The organism is Kitasatospora sp. NPDC049285 (genome assembly GCF_040678815.1).
Lineage (GTDB): Bacteria > Actinomycetota > Actinomycetes > Streptomycetales > Streptomycetaceae > Kitasatospora.
The window spans coordinates 49,124-75,241 of the sequence record NZ_JBFAQR010000034.1; the positions used below are offsets into that span (position 1 = coordinate 49,124).

The 26,118-nt window shown below is 76.3% G+C and carries 8 protein-coding genes; all 8 read right to left on the minus strand.

Annotated elements, in window-relative coordinates:
- Window positions 1-3 precede the first annotated feature (3 nt).
- The 8 genes from AB0K51_RS21705 to AB0K51_RS21740 all read right to left on the minus strand — a co-directional run bounded on the left by AB0K51_RS21705 (window position 4) and on the right by AB0K51_RS21740 (window position 26,059).
- Window positions 4-957, minus strand: a complete 954-nt coding sequence (locus AB0K51_RS21705; RefSeq protein ID WP_363457914.1) for an ABC transporter permease — start codon at window positions 955-957, stop codon at window positions 4-6.
- 1 nt (window position 958) lies between these two features.
- On the minus strand, window positions 959-2,617 hold the full coding sequence (locus tag AB0K51_RS21710; RefSeq protein WP_363457917.1) for an ABC transporter substrate-binding protein: 1,659 nt from the start codon (window positions 2,615-2,617) through the stop codon (window positions 959-961).
- Window positions 2,618-2,732: 115 nt separating this feature from the next.
- On the minus strand, window positions 2,733-3,134 hold the full coding sequence (locus tag AB0K51_RS21715; protein ID WP_363457920.1) for a nuclear transport factor 2 family protein: 402 nt from the start codon (window positions 3,132-3,134) through the stop codon (window positions 2,733-2,735).
- A gap of 136 nt (window positions 3,135-3,270) precedes the next feature.
- On the minus strand, window positions 3,271-3,687 hold the full coding sequence (locus tag AB0K51_RS21720) for an ester cyclase (RefSeq protein ID WP_363457923.1): 417 nt from the start codon (window positions 3,685-3,687) through the stop codon (window positions 3,271-3,273).
- A gap of 47 nt (window positions 3,688-3,734) precedes the next feature.
- Window positions 3,735-4,499: an SDR family oxidoreductase gene (locus AB0K51_RS21725; RefSeq protein ID WP_363457925.1), complete on the minus strand. Its 765-nt coding sequence runs from the start codon at window positions 4,497-4,499 to the stop codon at window positions 3,735-3,737.
- Complete coding sequence (locus AB0K51_RS21730) at window positions 4,484-10,447, minus strand: type I polyketide synthase (RefSeq protein ID WP_363457928.1); 5,964 nt, start codon at window positions 10,445-10,447, stop codon at window positions 4,484-4,486. The genes AB0K51_RS21725 and AB0K51_RS21730 overlap by 16 nt, the downstream gene beginning before the upstream one ends.
- Before the next feature lie 66 nt (window positions 10,448-10,513).
- Window positions 10,514-23,341 carry a type I polyketide synthase gene (locus AB0K51_RS21735; RefSeq protein ID WP_363457930.1) on the minus strand — a complete coding sequence of 4,276 codons (12,828 nt, stop codon included), beginning with the start codon at window positions 23,339-23,341 and terminating at the stop codon, window positions 10,514-10,516.
- A 15-nt stretch (window positions 23,342-23,356) separates the two neighbouring features.
- A complete protein-coding gene (locus tag AB0K51_RS21740) occupies window positions 23,357-26,059 on the minus strand; it encodes an SDR family NAD(P)-dependent oxidoreductase (RefSeq protein ID WP_363457933.1) in 2,703 nt (900 codons plus the stop codon).
- Window positions 26,060-26,118: the final 59 nt, after the last annotated feature.

Genomic DNA, 26,118 nt, shown 5'->3' on the forward strand with positions numbered 1-26,118 from the left:
GGGTCACCGGCTCCTGAGTCGGGGGTCGATGGCGAGGTAGAGCAGGTCGACCGCGGTGGAGATGGCCACGAAGACCAGGGCGGCGAGCAGTACCAGGCCGACGACCAGCGGCATGTCCTTGTTGGTGGTGCCCTGGAGGCTGAGCGCGCCGATACCGGGGCGGCCGAAGACGCTCTCCACCAGGACGGCCCCGCCGAGCAGGGAGCCGCTGAGCCAGCCGGTCAGGGTGACGGCGGAGGCGGCGGCGTGCCGCAGCGCGTGGCGCAGCAGGACGGCGGTGGGGGCGAGGCCGCGGGCGCGGGCGGTGAGGGCGAACGGCTGGGCGAGGGCGGCTTCCAGGCCTTCGCGCAGGACCTGGGCGAGGACGCCGGTGAGCGGCAGGGCGAGGGTGAGGGCGGGCAGCACCAGGGCGGGCAGGCCCTGGTCGCCGGCGACCGGGAAGAGGTGCAGTTGGAAGGAGAAGGCGGTGAGCAGCAGGATGCCGATCCAGTAGGTGGGGCTGGAGGCGGCGAGCAGTTCGGCGAGGGTGCCGGCGGTGCGCAGCGCGCGGTGCCGGCCCGCCGTGGCGACGGCGGCCGCCACGGCGAGGACGACGGCGGTCGCCAGGGCGGCGAGGGCGAGTTGGACGGTCGGCCAGAGCTGGTCGCCGATCAGGTCGACGACGGGGCGCCGGAGTTGGTAGGACTCGCCGAGGTCGCCGGTGGCGAGCCGGCCGAGGTAGTGCAGGTACTGCTGGGCGACGGGCTGGTCGAGGCCGTACTGGGCCCGGATCTGCGCCTTCACCTCGGGGGTGGCGGCGGTGCCCGGGCCCAGCATGACGGTGACGGGGTCGCCGGGGATCAGCTGGAGCGCGGCGAACGCGACCGTGGCGGCCCCGAGGAGCACCGCGAGGGCGCCGGCCAGACGTCGTGCCGTTCCGCGCAGCAGGGCGGGGACGTTGCGGTCGGTTCGCCCCATGTCACTTGCCGAGCCAGGCGTCGTGGAAGCTGAGCCAGGTGTTGGGGTCGGCGGTGAGGCCGTGGACCTGGGTGGAGTAGCCGACGACGGCGGTGCGCACGTACAGCGGGACGATCAGCGACAGGTCGATGGCCCGCTTCTGGGTCTTGCTGTAGAGGTCCTGCCGGGTCGCCTTGTCGAGGGTGGCCTTGCCGGCGTTGGTCCACTCGTCGAGCTGGGCGTCCTGGTAGAAGGTGGCGTTCTGGCCGCCCTTGGCGGGCTGGCTGGAGCTGTTGAAGTACAGCCGCAGCACGTCGGGGTCGAAGCGGGCCCAGCTGTAGTCGGCGATGTGCTCCTTGCCGCCGTAGACGTTGGCGATGTAGGTGCCGATGTCGAGTCGGGGGCGGGTGACCTCGACGCCGATCTTCTTCAGGTCGGCCTGGACGGCCTGGCCGAGGGTCTCGCGCTGCTCGCGGACGTACTCGGCGGGCGGCAGCGGCCATTCGAGGGTGAGCCGCTGGCCGTTCTTGGTGCGGTAGCCGTCGGCGTCGCGGGTGGTCCAGCCGGCTGCGTCGAGGGCCTTGTCGGCGCCGGCCCTGTCGTAGGGCCAGGCGTTCTCGAGGGACTTGTCGTAGCCGGGGGTGGTCGGGGAGATCGGGCTCCAGGCGCGCTTGTAGACGCCGAAGTAGACGCTCTTGATGTCGGTGTCGAGGTCGATGCCGGTCTGGACGGCCTTGCGGACCTGCGGGTCGTCGAGCGGGGCCTTGGTGGTGTTGAGGACCAGCGCGTAGTTGGCGCCGGGGGCGTCGGTGGTGAGCAGCTTGAGGCGGGAGTCGGCCTGGACGGTCTTGACGTTGGCCGGCGGGACGGACTCGGCGACCTGGACCTGGCCGCTGGTGAGGGCGCCGAGGCGGACCGAGTCCTCGGTGAGGAAGCGGATGGTCAGCTTGTCGAGGTAGGCCGGTCCCTGGTGGGCGGCGCCGGTGTAGGCCCAGTTGTAGTTGGGGTTGCGGGTGAAGGTGACGTTCTGGCCCTTGGTGTAGCTGCTGAAGACGAACGGGCCGGTGCCGACGTCGACCGGGCCGCCGGCGCCCAGCTTGGGGCCGTTCTCCTTGATCGTCTTCGGCGAGTAGAAGCCCAGGTAGGCGGTGGAGGCGGCCTGCAGGAACGGCGCGAACGGCTCGCTGAAGCTCACCTTCACGGTGTGCGGGTCGATCACCTCGGTGCCGGTGTACGGGCCGAGCAGGCTGGCCGCGTACTGCGACTTGGTCTCCTTGGCGACGATCCGGTCGAAGTTGACCTTCACGGCCTCGGCGTCGAACGGGGTGCCGTCGGTGAAGGTGACGCCGTCGCGCAGGTGGAAGGTGTAGCTCTTCAGGTCGGGGGCGATCTCCCAGGAGCTGGCCAGCCAGGGCTGGAAGTCGCCACTGGCGTCCTGGTGGACCAGCGAGTCGAAGACGTTGCGCTGGATGGCGCCGGTGATGTCCTGCTGGCTGACGTGGATGTCGAAGGAGATCGGCTCGACGTCGGTGGCGTAGGTGAGCGAGCCGCCGGCGACGGGCGTGCCGGCGGCCGCGTCCTGGGCCTGACCCGCCCCGCCGGAGGCGCAGCCGGCGAGCAGCAGGGTCCCCGCGGTGAGGGCGGCGAGCAGCGGGACGGGGCGGGGCCCGGTTCTGGGCATGCAGGTGACTCCGTTGCAGGAAAGGGGAGTTGAGCTGGGCGAATACCGAGAAACTACGACCCGGCGGACGCCCCGGCACCCCTACCCGACCCCTAGCGGACCCCTGCCCCGGGCGCTACGGGTGGGTCTGCGGGTAGCGCGGCACCGAGCGGCGGTGGGCGATCCGCCAGCCGTCCGGGGTGCGGACGTACCGGTCGAGGTACTCGCCGTTGTGCACGCTGCCGTCGGCCAGCAGCACCAGGTAGCGGCTGCGTCCGCGGACGGTGCCGTCGGGGTCCGCGGTCAGCACGGTGTCGACGGTCTGGTGGTCCGGCGAGGTCGGGCCGAGGTCGCGGGCGAACTTCCGGATCTCCTCCAGTCCGGTGAACACGGCGCCGGTGCGGGCGAGTTCGATGACGCCGTCGGCGGCGAAGACGGTGCCGAGGGCCTCGTCGTCGGCGTTGTCGAAGGCGTGCGAGAAGCGGGCCAGCAGCTGGCGCAGCTGCTCGGCGTCGGTCGGGGTCGGGTCGGCGGGCACGGGGTCCTCCTGGCGGGTGCGGAGCCGGGCCCGGCGGGCGCGGTGGACGCCTGCCGGGCCCGGAACGGGCGGTGACGGCCCGTCCGCGCGCCGAGCGGGCAGCGGTGACGGGCCGTCAGACGGTGGTGACGGGGTGTCAGGCGGTGGGGACGAGCTGCTGGACGATGCCGAGCCGGTCGGGGAGCACGCTGTAGCGGGTGACCTGTCCGTCGCGGATGGTCAGCGTGCTGATGCTGAAGCCGGTGAAGTGGCGGCCGGTGGCGGGCACCCCGAAGATCGGGCCGACGTGGACGCCCTCGATCCGCCAGAACGCGATCACCCGGTCGTCCTCGGCGACCAGGTCCTGCACGGTGGCCTTGACGTCGCGGACGTTCTCCCACAGCCAGCGCAGGTGCTCGCGGAAGTCCTCCCGGGTGCCGGTGCCCCCGGCGCCGACCCGCGACTCGTCGGCGGCGTCCTCCGCGACCAGTTCCTCCAGCAGCTCGATCCGCTGCCCGGTGACCAGCTCGTGGTAGTAGCGCTCGACCAGTGCCTTGTTGGCCTCGATGCTCATCGGTTGTGCTCTCCTCGGGTGGGTGGGTGTGGGTGGGTGACGGATGGTCAGGAGCGGGCGGGCGGCGGCAGCAGGATGCCGCCGTTGGCGGTCAGGCCGCCGTCGACCGGGAGGGTCGTCCCGGTCACGTAGGACGCCGCGGGCGAGGCCAGGAACCACACCGCCTCGGCCTGTTCGCGCGGCGCGGACCAGCGCTGCGCGGGGATGCGGCGGGTGATGAAGGCGGACACGTCCGGGTCGGCGACCTGACCGGCCGTCAGGGCGGTGACGGTGCCGCCCGGGGCGATGGCGTTGACCCGGATGCCCTCGGCGGCGTAGTCGATCGCCGCGGCCCGCACCAGGTTGATCACCGCCGCCTTGGTGGCGTTGTACGCCCAGGTGCCGGGGTCGCCGCGCAGGCCGGAGACGGACGAGGTCGCGACCACCGAGCCGCCGCCGGAGGCGCGCAGGGCGGGGACGGCGGCCCGGATGCCGGCCGCGACGCCGCGCACGTTGACCGCGTAGAGCCGGTCCAGCCGCTCGATCGCGCCCGGCGCCTCCAGCGGTCCGCCGCCGCCGATCCCGGCGTTCAGCACCGCGGTGTCGAGGCGGCCGAACCGCTCCAGGGCGAGTGCGACCGCGCGGGCGCTGGTGTCCTCCTCGGCGACGTCGCCGGTCAGGGTGGCCACCCCGTCCAGCTCGGCCAGCGCCTCCAGGCCCGTCTTGTCCACGTCCACGGCGACCACGCGGTGGCCGCGTTCGGCGAACAGCCGGGCCACCGCCTCGCCGATGCCCGACGCCGCGCCGGTCACCAGGACTACCGGGTCGACCATTCCTGCTCCTTCGTCTCGATCCAGGCCCGGACGGCCTGCGCCGTCGTCGGGGTGTGCTGTTCCAGCACGGTGAAGTGGTCTCCGGGGATGTCGCGCACCTCGTGCGGAACCGGCCAGTAGGCGCGCCAGTCGTGCGTGCCGGTCGGGTCGAGGACGGTGCCGCGCAGCGGCGTGTCGGCCCGCAGCGCGAGGACGGGTGCGGCGACCGGGCCGGGGCGCCAGCCGTCGAAGACCGAGTTGTAGCCACCCATCGCGGTCAGGCTGGCGTCGCTCCACACCATGTCGTACTGCCGGATCCGGTCGATCATGCCGCCGAGCATGGCGGTCAGCCACCACTCGCCCATGCCCTCCCGCACCGCGCTCTCGATCGGGTACGAGTCGACCAGCACCAGGCCCGCGACCGGGCGGCCGGCAGCCTCCAGCCGCTCCGTGACGGCGTGCGCCACGCAGCCGCCCATCGAGCGGCCGACGATGACGAACGGCCGGTCGGGGCCGACCAGTTCGAGCACCGCCTCGGTGTGCAGGGTGAGGAAGGTGTCCAGGCTGTCCGGCAGGCTGTCGTCGGGCGCCCAGCCCGGGGACGGCAGGACGAACACGTCGCGCTCGCCCTCGAAGGCGTGGCCAAGGCGGGCGTACTCGTGCGGCCCGGAGATCGCGCTCAGCGCGGGGAACGCCACCACCGCCACCGGTTGCTCGCCCGCCGCCAGCCGCAGCGGCGGCAGGGCGTGCCGCCCGCGCTCCGCCGCGGTGAACCGGGTGCGCAGGTGCGAGGCGACCCCGATCAGCGCCGACGCCTCGGCGAAGCCGCCCTGCGCGGCGAGCCGCCGGTAGAGCGTGGACAGCGGGTGCGCCGGGTCGTCGGCGGCCGCGTCCACCGCGCCCGGGCCGCCCGGGGCCGGGCTCCCCGCCGGGGCGGCGTCGAGCAGCTCGGCGAGGTGCGCGGCGAGCGCGGTCGGGTCGGGCCGGTCGAAGGTGACGGTCGGCGCCAGCCGCAGGCCGGTGGCGGCGGTCAGCCGGTTGCGCAGCTCGACCGCGGTGAGCGAGTCCAGTCCGAGGTCGTTGAACGGGCGGGCGGGCGTCACCGACGCCGGCTCGGCGCCGAGCACGGCGGCGACCTCGGCGCGCACCAGCTCCAGCAGGGCCGCGGTGCGCTGCTCCGGGCCGAGCCCGGCCAGGCGCGGGCGCAGCGTGCCCGCGCCGGCCCCGCGGGCCGCGGCCGCCCGGCGGGCGGCCGGGACCAGGCTCCGCAGCAGGACCGGGAGTTCGGGCTGGGCCCGGAGCGCCGCGAGGTCCAGCGGTGCGGCCACCAGGTAGGGCGCGCCGCTCCGGGCGGCCGCGTCGAACAGCGCCGCGCCACGGTCGGCGGTGATCGCCCGCAGGCCCGCCCGGGCGGCCCGTCTCCGGTCCGCCTCGGTCAGGTGGGCGGTCACACCGCTGGCCTCGGCCCACTGGCCCCAGGCCAGGGACTGGGCGGGCAGGCCGATCGCACGGCGGTGCGCGGCGAGCGCGTCCAGGTAGGTGTTGGCGGCCGCGTAGCTCGCCTGGCCGGGGCCGCCGAGGACGGCGGCGACGGAGGAGTACAGCACGAACGCGGCGAGGTCGTGACCCCGCGTCAGTTCGTGCAGGTGGCGGGCGGCTTCGGCCTTCGGCTCCCACACCCCGGCCAGCCGCTCGGGCGTGAGCGAGGTGAACACGCCGTCGTCCACCACGCCCGCGGTGTGCACCACCGCGGTCAGCGGATGCCCGGCCGGAACGTCTGCGATCACCGCCGCCAGCGCAGCACGGTCGGCCACGTCCACGGCCGCGACCGCCACCGTCGCCCCGAGGTTCTCCAGCTCCGCCCGCAGCTCCGCCGCGCCCGGCGCGTCCGTGCCACGGCGGGAGAGCAGCAGCAGGTGCCGCACACCGCGCTCCGCCACCAGGTGCCGGGCCAACAGACCGCCCAGCACGCCCGTCCCACCGGTGATCAGCACCGTACCGTCGGGGTTCCAAGCCGGCGCCGCAGCGTCCGCCGGGCGGACCGCGCGCACCAGCCGCGGCACCCTCACCACGCCCTCGTCCAGGGCGAGTTGAGGCTCGCCCGTGGCGACCGCGGCGGCCAGCACCTGCTCCGACGCGACCGTCCCGTCCGTATCCACCAGCACCAGCCGATCCGGGTGCTCCGACTGCGCCGAGCGCAGCAGACCCCACACCGGCGCCGCCGCCAACTCCGGCGACTCCCCCACCGCACCCCGCGTCACCACGACCAGCCGTCCCGACTCGTGCGCCGACAACCACTCCTGAACACCCGTCAGCACCTCAGCCAACGACCGTCCCTCGACCCGCAACTCCTCGAACGGCTCCCCCGCCGACGCGCCGACCGGCACCTGCGGCCAGTCGAGTGCGAACAGTGCGTCGCGGTCGCGGGCGTCCTGCGGGGTGAGCTGTTCGGCGGCGACCAGGCGGGCGCGCAGCGCCTCGACGGAGGCGACGGGCGCGCCGTCCGCGTCGGCGACGTCGACGGAGATCGCCTCCGGGCCGGTGAACCGCAGCCGGACCCGCAGGGTGTGCGCGCCGGTCGCGTGCAGCCGCACGCCGGTGTACGCGAACGGCAGCCGGCTGTGGCCGGGCGGCGTGTCGGCGAGGCCGTGGTGGGCGGTGACGTGGACGGCGGCGTCCAGCAGAGCCGGGTGCAGGCCGAACCGGGCGGCCTGGTCGCGGTGTTCGGCGGGCAGCGCGACCTCGGCGTAGAAGGTGTCGCCGTCCCGCCAGGCGGCCTGCACGCCGCGGAAGGCGGGCCCGTAGGCCAGCCCGGCGGCGTCGAGGTCGTCGTACAGCCCGTCGACGGCCAGGGGCTCGGCGCCCGGCGGCGGCCAGGCGGCCAACGGCGTTCCGGGGGCGGGCGGTTCGCCGAGCAGGATGCCGGAGGCGTGCCGGGTCCACTCCGGGTCGCCACCGGCCGGGCGGGAGTGCACGGCGACCGAACGGGCGCCGGTGTCGTCGGGCTCCCGCACCGTCACCTGGACGTGGACGGCACCGTGATCGGGCAGCACCAGCGGGGCCTCGACGACGAGTTCGTCGAGCACGCCCGCCCCGACCTCGTCGCCCGCCCGGATCGCGAGTTCCAGTAGCGCGGTGCCGGGGACGATCACGGTGCCCTGGACGCGGTGGTCGGCGAGCCACGGGTGGGTGGCGAGCGACAGCCGTCCGGTGAGCAGCGCGCCGCCGCCGTCGGGCAGCCGCTGGGCCGCGCCGAGCAGCGGGTGCCCGGGGTCGGCGAGGCCGAGGCCGGCGGCGTCGGCGGCCCGGGCGGCGGGCTCCAGCCAGTACCGGCGGCGCTGGAACGGGTAGGTCGGCAGCTCGACGCCGGTCGGCGGGGTGTCGGTGCCGAGGACCGCGGTCCAGTCGACGCGGTGGCCGTGGACGTGCAGGCGGGCCAGGGCGGTCAGCACGGTCTGCGCCTCGTCGCGGTCGCGGCGCAGCGCCGCCGCCGTCACCGCGCCGTCGATCGCACGCCCGACCAGGGCGGCGAGGGTGCCGTCCGGGCCGAGTTCCAGGTACGTGGTGACGCCTTCGGCGGCCAGCGTGTCGACGGCGTCGGCGAACCGGACCGCCTCGCGGACCTGCCGCACCCAGTAGGCGGGGTCGGTGAGTTCCGTGGTCGCGGTGCGGCCGGTCGCGGTCGACACCACGGGGACGGTCGGGGTGCGGTAGGCGAGGGACTCCGCGACCTTGCGGAAGTCCTCCAGCATCCCGTCCATGTGGGCGGAGTGGAAGGCGTGGCTGACCTGGAGCCGCCGGGTCCGCCGGTCCGGGAACCGGGCCGCGACCGCGAGCACCGCCTCCTCGTCGCCGGACACCACCACCGAGCGCGGCCCGTTGACCGCCGCGAGGGCGACCGACTCGCCCAGCAGCGGCAGGAGTTCGGCCTCGGTGGCCTCGACGGCGAGCATCGCGCCGCCGCCCGGCAGCGCCTGCATCAGCCGGCCGCGCGCCACCACCAACCGCGCCGCGTCCTCCAACGACAGCACACCCGCCACATGCGCAGCCGCCACCTCACCGATCGAATGCCCCGCCACGAAGTCCGGCCGCACACCCCACGACTCGAACAACCGGAACAGCGCCACCTCCACCGCGAACAACGCCGGCTGCGTCCACCCCGTCTCGTCCAGCCCCGCACCCGTCGCGATCACCTCACCCACCGGCAACCCCAACGCCCGCTCCACCGCATCGAACGCCGACGCGAACACCGGGAACGCCCCGTACAACTGACGCCCCATCCCCACCCGCTGACTCCCCTGACCGGAGAAGAGCAGGGCGAGTCGGCCGGTGCCCAGGGTGCTGCCGGTGACCGCGCCGGGCCCCTCCAGGACGCGCAGCGCGGCCGGGTCACCAAGGACCACCGCCCGCTCCTCCAGATGCGCCCGCGAGACGGCCAGCGCCCGGGCGAGCGCCAGCGGATCGGCCCGCTCCGCGAGCTCGGCGACCTGCGCGGCCTGCGCCCGCAGCGCCTCCGGGGAGCGCGCCGACACCACGAACGGCAGCACCGGCGGAGCCTGCACGGGGTCGGCCTCGGCGGCGGGCTCCTCGGTCGGGGCCTGCTCGATGATCACGTGCGCGTTGGTGCCGCTGGCGCCGAACGCCGAGACGCCGACCCGGCGGGGGCCGTCGGTGGCGGGCCACTCCCGCTGCTCGGTGAGGAGTTCGACCCGCCCGGAGGTCCAGTCGACGTACGGGGTGGCCTCCTCGGCGTGCAGGGTGCGCGGCAGGACGCCGTGCCGGATCGCCTGCACCGACTTGATCACGCCCGCCACGCCCGCTGCGGCCTGGGTGTGCCCGATGTTGGACTTCAACGAGCCGAGCCAGAGCGGCTCCTCGCGTTCCTGGCCGTAGGTCGCGAGCAGTGCCTGCGCCTCGATCGGGTCGCCCAGCCGCGTCCCCGTGCCGTGCGCCTCGACGGCGTGCACGTCGGCCGGGGCGAGCCGGGCGCCGGCCAGCGCCTGCCGGATCACCCGCTGCTGGGCGGGCCCGCTGGGGGCGGTGAGGCCGTTGGACGCGCCGTCCTGGTTGACGGCCGAACCCCGCAGCACCGCGAGCACCGGGTGGCCGTGGCGGCGGGCGTCGGAGAGCCGTTCGACCAGCAGCAGGGCGACGCCCTCGGCCCAGCCGGTGCCGTCCGCGGCGGCCGCGAACGCCTTGCAGCGCCCGTCGGCGGAGAGCCCGCGCTGGCGGGCGAACTCCACGAAGCCCTGCGCGGTGGCCATCACGCTGACGCCGCCGGCCAGTGCGAGGTCGCTCTCGCCGGAGCGCAGCGACTGCGCCGCCAGGTGCAGCGCGACCAGCGACGACGAGCACGCGGTGTCCACCGTCACCGCCGGACCCTCGAACCCGAAGGTGTACGAGATCCGGCCCGAGGCGACGCTGTCCAGGCCGCCGATGCCGAGGTAGCCCTCGAGTTCGCCGGGCGCGTCGTGCAGCCGCGGGGTGTAGTCGCCGCCGGCGATGCCCGCGAAGACCGCGGTGCGGCTGCCGCGCAGCGCGGTCGGGTCGATCCCGGCGCGCTCGAACACCTCCCAGGCGCTCTCCAACAGCAGGCGGTGCTGCGGGTCGGTGGCGAGCGCCTCGCGCGGCGAGATGCCGAAGAACTCGGCGTCGAAGTCGGCGGTGGTGTCCAGGAAACCGCCGTGCCGGGTGTAGGAGGTGCCGGGGTGGTCCGGGTCGGGGTGGTAGAGCGCGTCCAGGTCCCAGCCGCGGTCGTCGGGGAAGCCCGTGATGGCGTCGCCGCCTTCGGTGACGAGCCGCCACAGGTCCTCGGGGGACGCGACGCCGCCCGGCAGCCGGCAGGCCATGCCGATGATGGCAATCGGCTCGCGCTTGGCGTTCTCCACTTCCTGGAGTCGCCGGTTGGCCTTCTGGGCGTCGGCCAGGGCGCGCTTCAGGTAGTCCCTGAGCTTCTGGTCGTTGGACATCGGTGCCTCTCGCGTCGCGGAGTTCGGGTGGTTCGGGTGCCGGCGGGCCGGTGCGGCTCGGTGGGGTCAGTGGGCGTCGGAGTTGCGTTCGACCAGCTGGAACAGCTCCTCGTCGGTGGCGTTCTCGAAGTCGAAGTCGCCGCCTTCGTCGAGCTCGCCCTCGACCTCCCACCGGTCGACCAGGGCGCGCAGCCGGGCGAGCACCGATCCCCGGTCGAGTTCGGCGGGTGCGGCGGGACCGGCGAGGGCGCGCTCCAGGGCGGCCAGCGACTCCAGGGCGTCGAGCGGCCGGTCGCCGCCGGCGAGCGGGAGTTCGGCCAGCAGGTGGGCGGCGAGGGCGGCCGGGCTCGGGTGGTCGAAGACCAGCGTGGCGGGCAGGTCGAGGCCGGTGCCGGCGCTGATCCGGTTGCGCAGTTCGACCGCGGTCAGCGAGCTGAGCCCGAGTTCGCGGAAGGCCCGGTCCGGGGTGACGCCGGTGGTGTCCTCGTGGCCGAGCACCGCCGCGGACTCCCGGCGGACCAGGTCGAGCAGCAGCGCTTCGCGGGCGGCCGCGTCGTCGAGCGCGGTGAGCCGGGCGAGCCACGGCGCCTGCTCGTCGGCGGGGCCGGCCTGCGGGGCGGCCGGGACGGTGACGGTGCTGTTGGAGACGGTCGCCTCCAGCCAGTAGCGCTGCCGCTGGAACGGGTAGGTGGGCAGGGCGACCGGGCGGGGCCGGGCGCCGGCCACCGCGGCCGTCCACCGGACGTCGGTGCCGCGCACCCACAACTCGGCGGCGGAGAGCAGGAACCGGTCGAGTCCGCCGTGGTCGCGCCGGAGCGTGCCGGCCACCGCGCTGCGCCGGGCCAGGCCGGCCGACTCCAGGGTCTCCTGGAGCGGTACCGCCAGCACCGCGTGCGGGCTGACCTCGACGAAGACACTGTGGCCCTGTTCGGCGAGGGCCCGGGTGGCGTCCTCGAACCGCACGGTCTCGCGCAGGTTGGCGGCCCAGTACCCGGCGTCGAGTCCGGCGGTGTCCTGCCAGTCGCCGGTGACGGTGGACAGCAGCGGGACGGTGCCGGCCCGCGGACGGACCGGGGCGAGCAGCTCGAGCAACTCCTCGCGCAGCTCGTCGACCTGGGCGGAGTGCGAGGCGTAGTCGACCGGGATGAGCCGGGCCCTGACCTCCTCCGCCTGGTAGCGGGCGACCAGCTCGGCCAGCGCGCCGGGTTCGCCCGAGACGACCGTCGCCGACGGTCCGTTGACCACGGCGACGGACAGCCGGTCGGCCCACGGGGCGAGGTCGTCCGCGACGCGGGCGGCGGGGAGCGCGACCGAGGCCATGCCGCCGCGTCCGGACAGGGCGAGGATCGCGCGGCTGCGCAGCGCGACCACCCGGGCGCCGTCCTCCAGGGTGAGGCCGCCCGCCACCACGGCGGCGGCGATCTCGCCCTGGCTGTGGCCGACCACCGCGTCGGGGTGGACGCCGTGCGCGCGCCAGAGTTCGGCGAGCGAGACCATCACCGCCCACAGCACGGGCTGCACCACGTCGACCCGGTCGAGTCCGGGCGCGCCCGGGGTGCCGCGCAGCACGTCCAGCAGCGACCAGTCGGTGTGCGGGGCGAGGGCGACCGCGCACTCGCCGATCCGGGCGGCGAACACCGGTGCGGTGTCGAGGAGTTCGAGCGCCATGCCGGCCCACTGCGAGCCCTGGCCGGGGAACACGAACACCGTTCGCCCGGTGACGTCCGCGGTGCCGCGGACCGCAGTCGGCGAGGAGTCGCCGGCCGCGAGCGCGTGCAGCGCCTGGGCTCCGCCGACCGACACGGCCCGCTCCTCGAGCACGCCGCGGGTGGCGGCCAGGGCGTGCGCGACGTCCACCGGTTCGGCGCCGCCGTCCAGCAGCTCGGCGATCCGTCCGGCCTGGGCCCGCAGGGCCTGTCCGCTCCGGGCGGACACCGCGAACGGGACGGCCGGCGGGGTCGGTCCGCGGCCGGGCTGCGGCCGTTCGGCCGGGGCCTGCTCGATGATCACGTGCGCGTTGGTGCCGGAGACGCCGAACGAGGACACCCCGGCGCGGCGCGGACGCCCGCTCTCGGGCCAGTCCTGAGCCTCCGTCAGCAGCCGGACCGCGCCCGCCTCCCAGTCCACGTACGGGGACGGCTCGTCCACGTGCAGGGTGCGCGGCAGCACCCCGTGCCGGATCGCCTGCACCATCTTGATCACACCCGCGGCGCCGGCGGCGGCCTGGGTGTGGCCGATGTTCGACTTCAACGAGCCGAGCCAGAGCGGCTCCTCGCGCTCCTGGCCGTACGTGGCGAGCAGCGCCTGCGCCTCGATCGGGTCGCCGAGCCGCGTCCCCGTGCCGTGGCCCTCGACGGCGTCCACCTCGGCGGTGGAGAGGCCGGCGGCGGCCAGCGCCTGCCGGATCACCCGCTGCTGCGACGGCCCGCTCGGGGCGGTCAGGCCGTTGGACGCGCCGTCCTGGTTGACCGCGCTGCCGCGGACCACCGCCAGCACCCGGTGCCCGTTGCGGAGCGCGTCGGAGAGCCGCTCGACGAGCAGCAGTCCGACGCCCTCGCCCCATCCGGTGCCGTCGGCGGCCCCGGCGTACGCCTTGCAGCGGCCGTCCGCCGACAGGGCGCGCTGGCGGGAGAACTCGACGAAGGTGGTCGGGGTGGACATCACCGCGACGCCGCCCGCGAGCGCCAGGTCGCACTCGCCGGAGCGCAGCGACTGCGCCGCCAGGTGCAGCGCGACCAGCGACGAGGAGCACGCGGTGTCCACCGTCACCGCCGGCCCCTCGAACCCGAAGGTGTACGAGATCCGGCCGGACGCCACGCTGCCCGCCGTGCCGTTGCCGAGCCAGCCCTCCAGCTCGGCCGGGACCTCGCGGACCCGGGGCGCGTAGTCGTGGTACATCACGCCGGCGAACACGCCGGTGCGGCTGCCGCGCAGCGCCGCCGGGTCGATCCCGGCGTCCTCCATCGCCTCCCAGCCCGCCTCCAGCAGCAGCCGCTGCTGCGGGTCGGTGGCGAGCGCCTCGCGCGGCGAGATGCCGAAGAAGGCGGCGTCGAACTCGGCGGCCCGGTCGAGGAATCCGCCGTGCCGGGTGTACGAGGTGCCGGGGCTGTCCGGGTCCGGCGAGTACAGGGACTCCAGGTCCCAGCCCCGGTCGTCGGGGAACTCGCCGATGGCGTCGCGGCCTTCGGCGACCAGCCGCCACAGCTCGTCGGGGCTGGTGACCCCGCCGGGCAGGCGGCAGGCCATGCCGACGATCGCGATCGGCTCGTCGGCGCGCGGCGCCGCGGCGACCGGCAGTGGGGCCTGCACCTCGGCGACGCCGACCAGTTCGGCGAGCAGGTGGTCGGCGAGGGCGCCGGGGTTGGGGTGGTCGAACACCAGCGTCGCCGACAGCCGCAGGCCGGTGGCGGCGGTCAGCCGGTTGCGCAGTTCGACGGCGGTGAGCGAGTCCAGTCCGAGGCTGGTGAAGGCGCGGGCGGCGCCGACCGTCTCGGCGTCGCCGCCCAGGACGGCCGCCACCTCGGCGCGGACCAGCCGCAGCACCTCGGCACGGCGCTCGGCGGAGTCGGGCAGCGCGGCGAGCCGCCGGGCCAGGCCCGCGTCGGCGGCGGGGCCGGCGCCGGCCGCCCGGCGGGCGGGGCGGACCAGGCCGCGCAGCAGCGTGGGCACCGGGCGGCCGGCCAGGGCGGCCAGGTCGAGCGGGGCCGGGACCACTGCGGCCACGTCGAACTCCGCTGCGGCGTCGAAGAGTTCCATCCCCTCGGCGCTGCCGATCGGGCGGATGCCGAACCGGGCGAGGCGGGCGTGGTCGGTGGCCGTCAGGTGGCCGGTGATGCCGCTGGCCTCGGCCCACTGGCCCCAGGCCAGGGACTGGGCGGGCAGGCCGATCGCACGGCGGTGCGCGGCGAGCGCGTCCAGGTAGGTGTTGGCGGCCGCGTAGCTCGCCTGGCCGGACGAGCCCAGTACGCCCGCGACGGAGGAGTACAGGACGAACGCGGCGAGGTCGTGACCACGCGTCAGTTCGTGCAGATGGCGGGCGGCTTCGGCCTTCGGCTCCCACACCGCGGCCAGCCGCTCGGGCGTGAGCGAGGTGAAGACGCCGTCGTCGACCACACCGGCGGTGTGCACCACCGCGGTCAGCGGGTGCGCGGCCGGAACCGCGGCGATCACCGCCGCCAGCGCGGCCCGGTCGGCCACGTCCACGGCTGCGAGCGTGACGCTCGCGCCCGCCGCCTCCAGCTCCGCCCGCAACTCCGCCGCGCCCGGCGCGTCCGCACCGCGACGGGACAGCAGCAGCAGGCGCCGCACACCGCGCTCGGCCACCAGGTGCCGGGCCAGCAACGCGCCCAGCACACCCGTCCCACCGGTGATCAGCACCGTGCCATCCGGATCCCAGCCGGGCGCCGCAGCGTCCGCAGGGCGGACCGCGCGCACCAGCCGCGGCACCGTCACCACACCCTCGTGCAGGGCGAGTTGGGGCTCACCCGTGGCGACCGCGGCGGCCAGCACCTCCTCCGACGCCGACGACCCGTCCGTATCCACCAGCACCAGCCGATCCGGGTGCTCCGACTGCGCCGAGCGCAGCAGACCCCACACCGGCGCGGCCGCCAACTCCGGCGACTCCCCCACCGCACCCCGGGTCACCACGGCCAGCCGTCCCGACTCGTGTGCCGACAGCCACTCCTGAACACCCGTCAGCACCTCCGCCAACGACCACCCCTCGACCCGCAGCTCCTCGAACTGCTCCCCCGCCGACGAGCCGACCGGCACCTGCGCCCAGTCGACGGTGAAGAGGGAGTCCCGGCCGACCGAGGACGCGGCGGAGGTGTCGGCCACCGGCCGGGTGACCAGGGCGTCGATCGACACCACCGGACGGCCGTCCGGGTCGTCGGCCCGCAGGGCGTACTGGTCGGGACCGGTGGCGGTCACCCGGATCCGCAGCTCGGTGGCGGCGGTCGCGTGCAGGGTGACGCCGCGGTAGGCGAACGGCAGGCGACGGCCGGCGGCCGGCCCGCCGTGCAGGGCTGGCAGCTGGGCGGCGGCGTCGAGCAGCGCCGGATGGATGCCGAACCGGGCGGCGTCCGCGGCGAGTTCGGCGGGCAGGACGGCCTCCGCGGTCAGCACCGCACCGGAGCGGCGGACGGACCGCAGGCCGCGGAAGGCGGGCCCGTAGGCCAGCCCGACGGCGGCGAGCAGCTCGTAGGCCTCCTCGGCGGGGATCTCCTCGGCGTCGGCCGGCAGCGGCTCGTCCTCGTGCGCCGACGGGGCCGCGGCGGCCTCGGCGAGCCGGCCGGTGGCATGCCGGGTCCAGTCCGGGTCCGTGCCGGTCCGGGAGTGGACGGCGACGCTGCGCAGGCCCTGCGGGTCGACCTCGCCGACCGCCACCTGCACCTGCAGCGCGCCGTGCTCCGGCAGCACCAGCGGGGCCTCGACGACGAGTTCGTCGAGCACGCCCGCCCCGACCTCGTCGCCCGCCCGGATCACCAGCTCGACCAGGGCCGCGCCGGGCGCGATGGCCGTGCCGTGGGCGACGTGGTCGGCGAGCCACGGGTGGGTGGCGAGCGACAGCCGTCCGGTGAGCAGGACGCCGCCGGTGCCCGCCGGGGTGAGGGCCGCGGTGAGGATCGGGTGGCGCACCGTGCCGAGTCCGAGGCCGCCCGCGTCCGCGGCGGCCGCGTCGGCGTCCAGCCAGTAGCGGCGGCGCTGGAACGGGTAGGTAGGCAGGTCGACCAGCGGGCGGCGGGCGCCGCCGAACAGGGCAGTCCAGTCGACGTGGTGGCCGTGGACGTGCAGGCGGGCCAGGGCGGTCAGCACGGCCTGCGCCTCGTCACGGTCGCGGCGCAGCGCCGCCGCCGTCACCGCGCCGTCGATCGCACGCCCGACCAGGCCGGCCAAGGTGCCGTCCGGGCCGAGCTCCAGGAACCCGGTGACGCCCTCGGCCGCCAGTGTGTCGACGACGTCGGCGAACCGGACCGCCTCGCGGACCTGCCGCACCCAGTAGTCGGGGTCGGTGAGTTCCGCGGCCATGGCCGGACGGCCCGTCAGGTTCGAGACCACCGGCAGCTCGGGGGCGTGGAAGGTCAGCGTCGCGAGCACGGCCTCGAACGCGGGCAGCATCCCGTTCATGTGGGCGGAGTGGAAGGCGTGGCTGACCCGCAGGCGCCGGGTCCGCCGGTCCGGGAACCGGGCCGCGACCGCGAGCACCGCCTCCTCGTCGCCGGACACCACCACCGAGCGCGGCCCGTTGACCGCCGCGATCTCCGCCCCCGGGCGCAGGACGACGGTGACCTCCTGTTCGGTGGCCTCGACGGCGACCATCGCGCCGCCGCCGGGCAGCGCCTGCATCAACCGGCCGCGCGCCACCACCAACCGCGCCGCGTCCTCCAACGACAGCACACCCGCCACATGCGCCGCCGCCACCTCACCGATCGAGTGCCCCGCCACGAAGTCCGGCCGCACCCCCCACGACTCGAACAACCGGAACAGCGCCACCTCCACCGCGAACAACGCCGGCTGCGTCCACCCCGTGTCATCCAGACCCTCGCCCGTCGCGATCACCTCACCCACCGGGAACCCCAACGCCCGCTCCACCGCATCGAACGCCGACGCGAACACCGGGAAGGCGCCGTACAACTGACGACCCATCCCCACCCGCTGACTCCCCTGACCGGAGAACAGGAAGGCCAGGCCGCCGGAGCCGGCGGTGCCGCGGACCACGGCGGGTCCGTCGAAGGTCCGCAGCGCGGCCGGGTCGCCGAGGACCACCGCCCGCTCCTCCAGGTGCGCCCGCGACACGGCCAGCGCCTGCGCCAGGGCCGGCGGATCGGCCCGCTCCGCGAGGTCGGCGACCTGCGCGGCCTGCGCCCGCAGCGCCTCCGGGGTGCGGGCGGAGAGCACGAACGGCAGTACCGGCGGGGCCTCGGCGGGCGCCGCGGGCTCCTCGGCCGGGGCCTGCTCGATGATCACGTGCGCGTTGGTGCCGGACACGCCGAACGCCGAGACGCCGACCCGGCGCGGACGGTCCACCGCGGGCCAGTCCTGAGCCTCCGTCAACAGCCGGACCGCGCCCGCCTCCCAGTCCACGTGCGGGGACGGCTCGTCCACGTGCAGGGTGCGCGGCAGCACGCCGTGCTCGATCGCCTGCACCATCTTGATCACGCCCGCCACGCCCGCCGCGGCCTGGGTGTGCCCGATGTTGGACTTCACCGAGCCCAGCCACAGCGGGTGGTCGCGGTCCTGCCCGTAGGTCGCGAGCAGCGCCTGCGCCTCGATCGGGTCGCCCAGCGTGGTGCCGGTGCCGTGCGCCTCGACCGCGTCGACCTCACGGGCCGTCAGACCCGCGTTGGCGAGCGCGGCCCGGATCACCCGCTGCTGCGACGGCCCGCTCGGGGCGGTCAGGCCGTTGGACGCGCCGTCCTGGTTGACCGCACTGCCCCGGACCACCGCCAGCACCCGGTGGCCGTGGCGGCGGGCGTCGGAGAGCCGCTCCAGCAGGAGCACGCCGGCGCCCTCCGCCCAGCCGGTGCCGTCCGCGGAGGCCGCGAACGCCTTGCAGCGCCCGTCGGGCGACATCGCCCGCTGCCGGGAGAACTCGACGAAGGTGGTCGGGGTGGTCATCAGCAGCACGCCGCCGGCCAGCGCGAGGTCGCTCTCCCCGGAGCGCAGCGACTGCGCCGCCAGGTGCAGCGCGACCAGTGAGGACGAGCACGCGGTGTCCACGGTCACCGCCGGCCCCTCGAACCCGAAGGTGTACGAGATCCGGCCCGAGGCGACGCTGCCCGCGTTGCCGATTCCGAGGTAGGCCTCCAGCTCCTCGGGGGCCTGCCGGACGCCGGTGGCGTAGTCGCGGCCGGAGATGCCCGCGAAGACGCCGGTGCGGCTGCCGCGCAGCGCGGTCGGGTCGATCCCGGCGCGCTCGAACACCTCCCAGGCGGTCTCCAGCAGCAGGCGCTGCTGCGGGTCGACGGCGGGGGCCTCGCGCGGCGGTATGCCGAAGAACTCGGCGTCGAAGTCGCCGATGGCGTCGAGGAATCCGCCGTGCCGGGCGTAGGAGGTGCCGGGCCGGTCCGGGTCGGGGCTGTACAGGTTGGCGAGGTCCCAGCCGCGGTCGGCGGGGAACTCGGTGAGCGCGTCGACGCCGTCGTGGACAAGCTGCCACAGGTCCTCGGGCGAACCGGCCCCGCCGGGGTAGCGGCAGGCCATGCCGACGATGACGACCGGGTCGTCGTCCGCGGCCGCGAGCACCGTCGCCGCCTCGTCCGGTCCCGGCTGCGCGCCCCACAGCTCGTCGGCCAGCCAGTCGCTGAGCGCGGCGGGGGTCGGGTGGTCGAAGACCACGGTAGCGGGCAGCCGCCGTCCGGTGGCCGCGCCGAGGCGGTTGCGGAACTCGACGGCGGTGAGCGAGTCGAAGCCCTGCTCGCGGAAGGCCCGGGTCGGGTCGACCGCGTCCACCGAGCGGTGCCGCTGCACGGCGGCGGCCTCGGCCCGCACCACGCCGAGCAGGCTGCGGCGGCGCTCGGCCGCGGGCAGCGCGGCCAGCCGCTCGAGCAGGCCGGAGTCGGCGGCCGGGGCGGTCCGGTGCGCGGAGTCCTGGGCGGCGGGCAGCAGTTCGGCGGCCAGCGGGTGCCGGCGGCCGTGGTAGAGCCGCGACCAGTCCGCGTCGACGACCACCAGGTGGGTGTCGCCGTGGTCCAGGGCCTGGCCGAGGAGTTCGACCGCGCCGGACGGCGGGAGCGGGACCAGGCCGTGCCGGTACAGCTGCTGCTCGGCGCCGTCGGCGGCGATGCCGTCGCCGGCCCAGTGGCCCCAGGCGACGGAGGTGGCGGGCAGTCCGGCGGCCCGGCGGTGGTCGGCGAGGGCGTCCAGGTAGGCGTTGCCGGGCGCGTAGTTGGCCTGGCCGGGGATGCCGCACAGTCCGGCGACGGAGGAGAACAGCACGAACGCGTCGAGCTGCTGACCGACCGTCAGCTCGTGCAGCAGGGCGGCGGCACCGACCTTGGCCCGCAGGGCCTGCGCCAGCTGTCCGGGGGTCAGGCCGGGGATCAGGTCGTCGTGCAGGGCGGCCGCGGTGTGCACCACCGCGGTCAGCGGCGCGTCCGCGGGGATGCCGGCGAGCACGGCGGCCAGCGCGTCGCGGTCGGCGACGTCGGCGGCGGCGAAGCTGACGCGGGCGCCGAGCCCGGCGAGTTCGGCTGCCAGCTCGGTGGCGCCGGGCGCCTCGGCGCCGCGCCGGCTCACCAGCAGCAGGTGCTCGGCGCCTCGGGTGGCGAGCCAGCGGGCGACGTGGCCGCCGAGCGCGCCGGTGCCGCCGGTGATCAGGGTGGTGCCGTGCGGCTGCCAGGGGTCGGCGGCCTCGCCCGCCGGGGCGGCCGGGACCAGGCGGCGGGCGAACGCGCCGGCCGGGCGCAGCGCGAGCTCGACCTCACGGTCCGCGCGCGCGTCGGCGATCAGCGCGGCCGCCTGCTGCCAGAGCCGGTCGTCGGGTTCGGCGGGCAGGTCGAGCAGGCCGCCGTGCAGGCCGGGCTGCTCGACCGCGAGGATCGCGCCGAAGCCCCAGACGAGGGCCTGCTCGGGGTCGGTGACCGGGTCGGAGGTGGCGGTGGCGACCGCGCCGCGGGTCAGGTACCAGAGCGGGGCGGGGGCCTCGGCGTCGTCCAGGGCCTGGGCGAGGGCGACGGAGTCCGCGTACCAGTGGGGCAGGGCGGGGTGCTCGGGGTGGGCGCCGGTCCGCAGGGCGAGCAGGGAGACCACGCCGGCGAGCGGGCCGGCGGCGCGCAGGGCCTCGGCGAGCTCCACGCGGTCGCCGGTGACGGGCAGCACCGCGGTGCGGGCGCCGAGGGCGGTGAGCGCCCCGGCGAGGGCGGCCGTCCAGGGGTGGTCGGCGTGCTCCGGGGCGGTGACGAGCAGCCAGCTGCCTTGCGCGGTGGGCGTGTTGGGGACGGCGGTCGGCCGCCAGACCACCCGGTGGCGCCAGGCGTCGGCAGTGCTCGCGGCGCGCCGTCGGTCCCACCAGGTGGCGAGCGCGGGCAGCACGGGGGCGAGGCGTTCGCCGTCGACGCCGATCTCCTCGGCGAGCCGGCCCGCGTCGCGGTCGGCGACCAGGTCCCAGAACCGGCCGTCGGGGGCGGCCGCGCCGCCGAGCAGGTGCTCGGGCGAGCGGGTCGCGTCGAGCCAGTACCGCTGCCGCTGGAACGGGTAGGTGGGCAGGTCGGCGTGGCGCGGGGTGCGGCCGGCGAAGGCGGGGGTCCAGTCGACGGCGACGCCGCGGACGTGCAGTTCGGCGACCGAGGTGAGCCAGCGGTCGCGGCCGCCCTGGTCGCGGCGGAGCGAGCCGGTGACCACGGGGTCGGCCGGACCGGCGTCGGCGAGGGTGTCCTCGATCGCGCCGGTGAGCACGGGGTGCGGGCTGATCTCGACGAAGACGGTGTGGCCGTCGGCGGCGAGCCGCCGGGTGGCCTGCTCGAAGCGGACGGTCTGCCGCAGGTTGCGGAACCAGTACCCGGCGTCGAGTCCGGCGGTGTCCTGCCAGTCGCCGGTGACGGTGGACAGCAGCGGGACGGTGCCGGCCCGCGGGCGGACCGGGGCGAGCAGCTCGAGCAGGTCCGCGCGCAGCGCGTCGGTCTGCACCGAGTGCGAGGCGTAGTCGATGTTGACCGGGCGGACCCGCACGCCCTCGGCGCCGTAGGAGTCGGCGAGTTCGGCCAGCGCGTCGAGGTCGCCGGAGACCACGGTGGACTCCGGTCCGTTGACCACGCCGATGGACAGCCGGCCGGGCCGGTCGGCGATCCGCGCCTCGACCTCGGCGAGCGGGCGCGGCACGGACAGCATGCCGCCGCGCCCGGAGAGGGTGGCGAGCGCCTGGGCCCGGCGGGCGACGATCCGGGCCGCGTCGGGCAGGGTGAGCCCGCCGGCGACGTAGGCGGCGGCCACCTCGCCCTGGCTGTGGCCGACCACCGCGTCGGGGTGTACGCCGTACGCCTTCCACAGGTCGGCGAGGGCGACCATGACCGCCCACAGGGTGGGCTGGACCACGTCCACCCGGTCCGGGTCGGGGGTGCCCGGCAGGCCGCGCACCACGTCCAGCAGCGACCAGTCGGTGTGCGGGGCGAGGGCGGCTGCGCACTCCTCCAGGGCGGCCGCGAAGACCGGTTCGGTGTCGAGCAGTCCGGCGGCCATGCCGGTCCACTGGGAGCCCTGGCCGGGGAAGACGAAGACCACCTTGCCGGGGGTGCCGGCCCGGCCGCGGACCACCGCCGGGTCGTCGAACGCGGGCAGCGCCTGCGGCGTGCCCACGGCGACGGCCCGCTCCTCCAGGTGGGCCCGTCCGCGGGCCAGCTGGTGGGCGGCGTCGAACGGGTCGGCGTGCGCGAGCGCGTCGGCGACCTGCGCGGCCTGCGCCCGCAGCGCCTCGGGGGTGCGGGCGGACAGCACGAACGGCAGCACCGGCGGGGCCTGCACCGGGTCGGCCTCGGCGGGCGCCGCGGGCGCCTCGGCCGGGGCCTGCTCGATGATCAGGTGCGCGTTGGTGCCGGAGACGCCGAATGCCGACACCGCCGCCCGGCGCGGACGGCCCGCCTCCGGCCACGGCTGAGCCTCCGTCAGCAGCCGGACCGCTCCCGCCTCCCAGTCCACGTGCGGGGACGGCTCGTCCACGTGCAGGGTGCGCGGCAGCACGCCGTGCCGGATCGCCTGCACCATCTTGATCACGCCCGCCACGCCCGCGGCCGCCTGGGTGTGCCCGATGTTGGACTTCACCGAACCCAGCCACAGCGGCTCGGTGCGCTCCTGCCCGTAGGTGGCGAGCAGCGCCTGTGCCTCGATCGGGTCGCCGAGCCGGGTACCGGTGCCGTGCGCCTCCACCGCGTCCACCTCGGCCGCGCCGAGGCCCGCCGACTCCAGCGCCTGCCGGATCACCCGCTGCTGCGAGGTCCCGCTGGGCGCGGTGAGCTGGCTGCTGCGGCCGTCCTGGTTGACCGCGGAGCCGCGGACCACCGCCAGCACCCGGTGGCCGTTGCGCACGGCGTCGGAGAGCCGCTCCAGGACCAGCAGGCCCGCGCCCTCGCCCCAGCCGGTGCCGTCCGCGGCGGCCGCGAACGGCTTGCAGCGCCCGTCGGGCGCCAGGCCGCGCTGCCGGGAGAACTCGATGAACAGTCCGGGCGCCGAGAGCACGGTGGCGCCGCCGGCCAGCGCCAGCGAGCACTCCCCGGCGCGCAGCGCCTGGGCGGCGAGGTGGACGGCCACCAGCGAGGAGGAGCAGGCGGTGTCCACGGTCACCGCCGGGCCCTCCAGGCCGAGCGTGTAGGCGATCCGGCCGGAGGCGACGGAGGTGGTGGTGCCGGTGAGCACGTACCCGTCGGTCTGCTCGGCGGGCAGGTGGTGCATGCTCGGGCCGTACTCCTGGGCGATCACGCCGGCGAACACGCCGGTGCGGGTGCCGCGCAGCACGGCCGGGTCGATCGCGGCGTCCTCCAGCGCCTCCCAGGCGGTCTCCAGCAGCAGCCGCTGCTGGGGCTCGGCGGCCAGCGCCTCGCGTGGCGAGACGCCGAAGAACGCGGCGTCGAACTCCCCGGCGTCGTAGAGGAATCCGCCCTCGCGGGCGTAGCTGCGGCCGGGCGTGTCCGGGTCGGGGTCGTAGAGGTGGTCGAGGTCCCAGCCGCGGTCCGCGGGGAACGGGCCGATCACGTCGCGCTGGTCGGCGACCAGGCGCCACAGCGCGTCGGGGGTGTCGGCGCCGCCGGGGAAGCGGCAGGCCATGCCGACGATGGCGATCGGCTCGTCGGGGCCGGCGGACTCGGCGGCCCTGGCCTCCGCGTCGCGCAGCCGCTGGCGGGTCTGGTGCAGCTCGGTGGCGACCTTGTTGAGGTAGTCGCGGAGCTTCTGCTCGTTCGTGCTCATCTCTGCGTGCCTTCCTCAGGAGATCCCGAGCTCGTTGTCGATGAAGTCGAAGATGTCGTCGTTGCTGACCTCGCCTATCCGGGCGGCGAGGTCGTCGCCCTGCGCGTCCGGCGCGGGTGCGCCGAGGGCGGCCAGCAGGCCGGTGAGCCGGGCGGCGGCGTCGGCGCGCGCCTCGGGGTGGTCGTCGAGGGCCGCGAGGGCCCGTTCCAGGCGGTCGAACTCCTCGGCGGCGTCCGGCGCCGCGGCGGGCGGCGCGGCGGGCTTCGCGGCCGGGGTGAGCCGCTCCGCGAGGTGGGCCGCCAGGGCGGCCGGGGTGGGGTGGTCGAAGAGGGCGGTGGTCGGCAGCCGCAGTCCGGTGGCGGCGTTGACCCGGTTGCGCAGCTCGATCACGCTCAGCGAGTCGAACTCGGCGTCCATGAACCCCAGGTCGGGCCGGATCGCGGCGGCGTCCGGGTGGCCCAGCACGTCGGCCGCGCTGGCCCGGACCAGGGCCAGCAGCTGCCGTTCCCGGTCGGCCGGGGTGGCACCGGCCAGCCTGGCCGCCAGGACGGCGGGGCCGTCGGCGGCGGCCCGCTGCGGGCGGGGCCGGGCCAGCGCGCGCAGCACCGGCGCCAGCCGCTCGGCGGGGACGGCCGCCGTGTCGATCCGGGCCGTCACCAGCAGGGCGTACGGGGTGCCGGGGGCGCCGCCGCTGTCGCCGAGGGCCGTGTCGAACAGGGCCAGGCCGTGGGCGTTGTCCATCGGGGCGAGGCCGGTGGCGGCCAGCCGCTCGGTCTCGGCCGCACCGAGCCCGGCGGCCATGCCGCCGGCCTCCGCCCAGTGGCCCCAGGCGAGCGAGACGGCGGGCAGGCCGCGGACCCGCCGGTGCTGGGCGAGCGCGTCCAACTGGGCGTTGGCGGCAGCGTAGTTGGCCTGGCCGCGGTTGCCGAGGACGCCGACCGCGGAGGAGAACAGCACGAACGCGGCGAGGTCGAGCCCGGCGGTGGCGCGGTGCAGGTGCCAGGCCGCTTCGGCCTTGGGCCGCACCACCCGGCGCAGCCGTTCGGGGGTGAGCGAGGTCAGGACCGTGTCGTCGAGGACGCCGGCGGTGTGCACCACCGCGGTGAGCGGGTGCGCGGCGGGGACGGCGGCGACCAGGGCGTCGACGGCGGCCGGGTCGCCCAGGTCGCAGGAGGTGACGGCGGCCTCCGCGCCGAGCTCAGCGAGTTCGGCGAGCAGGTCGGTGGCGCCGGGGGCGCGGACGCCCTGACGGCTCGCCAGCAGCAGGTGGCGCACGCCGTGGTGGGTGACCAGGCGGCGGGCGACGAGCCGGCCGAGCGCACCGGTTCCGCCGGTGACCAGGACGGTGCCGTCGGCGGCGAGCGGGGCGGGCACGGTCAGCGCGAGCTTGCCGGTGTGCCGGGCCTGGCTGAGCCGGCGCACCGCCTGCGGCGCGTGCCGGACGTCCTGGGCCCGGACCGGCAGCGGGGTGAGCGCGCCGGACGCGAACAGCGGGGCGAGTTCGGCGAGGATCGCGGCGATCCGGTCGGGGTCCACGTCGAACAGGTCGAACGCCAGGTACGCTGCGCCGCCGTGCTCGCGCGCCACCACGGCCGGGTCGCGCGGGTCGGTCTTGCCCATCTCGACGAACCGCCCGCCGGGCGTCAGCAGGCGCAGCGAGGCGTCGGTGAACTCGTGGGCCAGCGCGTTCAGGACCACGTCCACGCCCCGGCCGCCGGACGCCTCCCGGAAGCCGGCCTCGAAGTCCAGGGTGCGGCTGGAGGCGATCCTCTCGTCGGCCAGGCCGAGCCCGCGCAGCACCTCCCACTTGCCGGGGCTCGCCGTCCCGTACACCACCGAGCCGCCGTGGCGGGCGAGTTGGACGGCGGCCTGGCCGACGCCGCCGGTCGCCGCGTGGACCAGCACGTGCTCGCCCGGCCGCAGCCCGGCCAGGTCGTACAGGCCGTGGTAGGCGGTCAGGAAGGCCACCGGCACGGTGGCGGCCTGGGCGTCGCTCCACCCGTCGGGGACGCGCACCAGCAGCCGGTGGTCGGTGACCGCGACCGGTCCGAGGGTGCCCTGGACCAGGCCGGCGACGCGGTCGCCGACCCGGAGCCGCTCCACGCCGGGGCCGGTCTCCAGCACGGTGCCGGCCGCCTCGGCGCCGATCCGGGCGCCGCCCGGGTAGACGCCCAGGGCGATCAGCACGTCGCGGAAGTTGAGCCCGGCGGCGCGCACCGCGAGCCGGACCTCGCCGGGTGCCAGCGGCCGCTCGGCCTCGGGGGCGGGCAGCGCGGCGAGGCTGTCCAGGCTGCCGGGGGTGTCGGTGTCCAGCCGCCAGGGCCCGGGGGCGGGCTCCAGCAGCCCGGAGGCCCGGCCACGGACCAGCCTGGGCACCAGCAACTCGCCCGACCTGAGCGCGAGTTGGGGTTCTCCCGCGGCCACGGCGGCGGGTAGGGCGGCGAGCGACTCGGCGGCGCCGTCGAGGTCGACCAGCAGCAGCCGTTCCGGGTGCTCGGCCTGCGCGGCGCGCACCAGGCCCCAGACGGCGCCCGCCGCCGGGTCGGGGACGTCCTCGCCGGGGTGGGTGGCGACGGCGTGCTCGGTGGCCAGGGCCAGCGTCCCGCCGTCGCCGGCCAGCCAGTCCTGCAGCAGGGCGAGGGCCTGCTCGGCGTCGCGCACCAGGGCGAGACCGGTCTGTTCGGGCCCGGCCGCGGCCGGGTCGAGGAGCCTGCGCAAGGCCGTCCTGAAGTCCTTCGCCGCCACGCTCGGCGACCGCCTCGCCGAGGTCCGGGTCG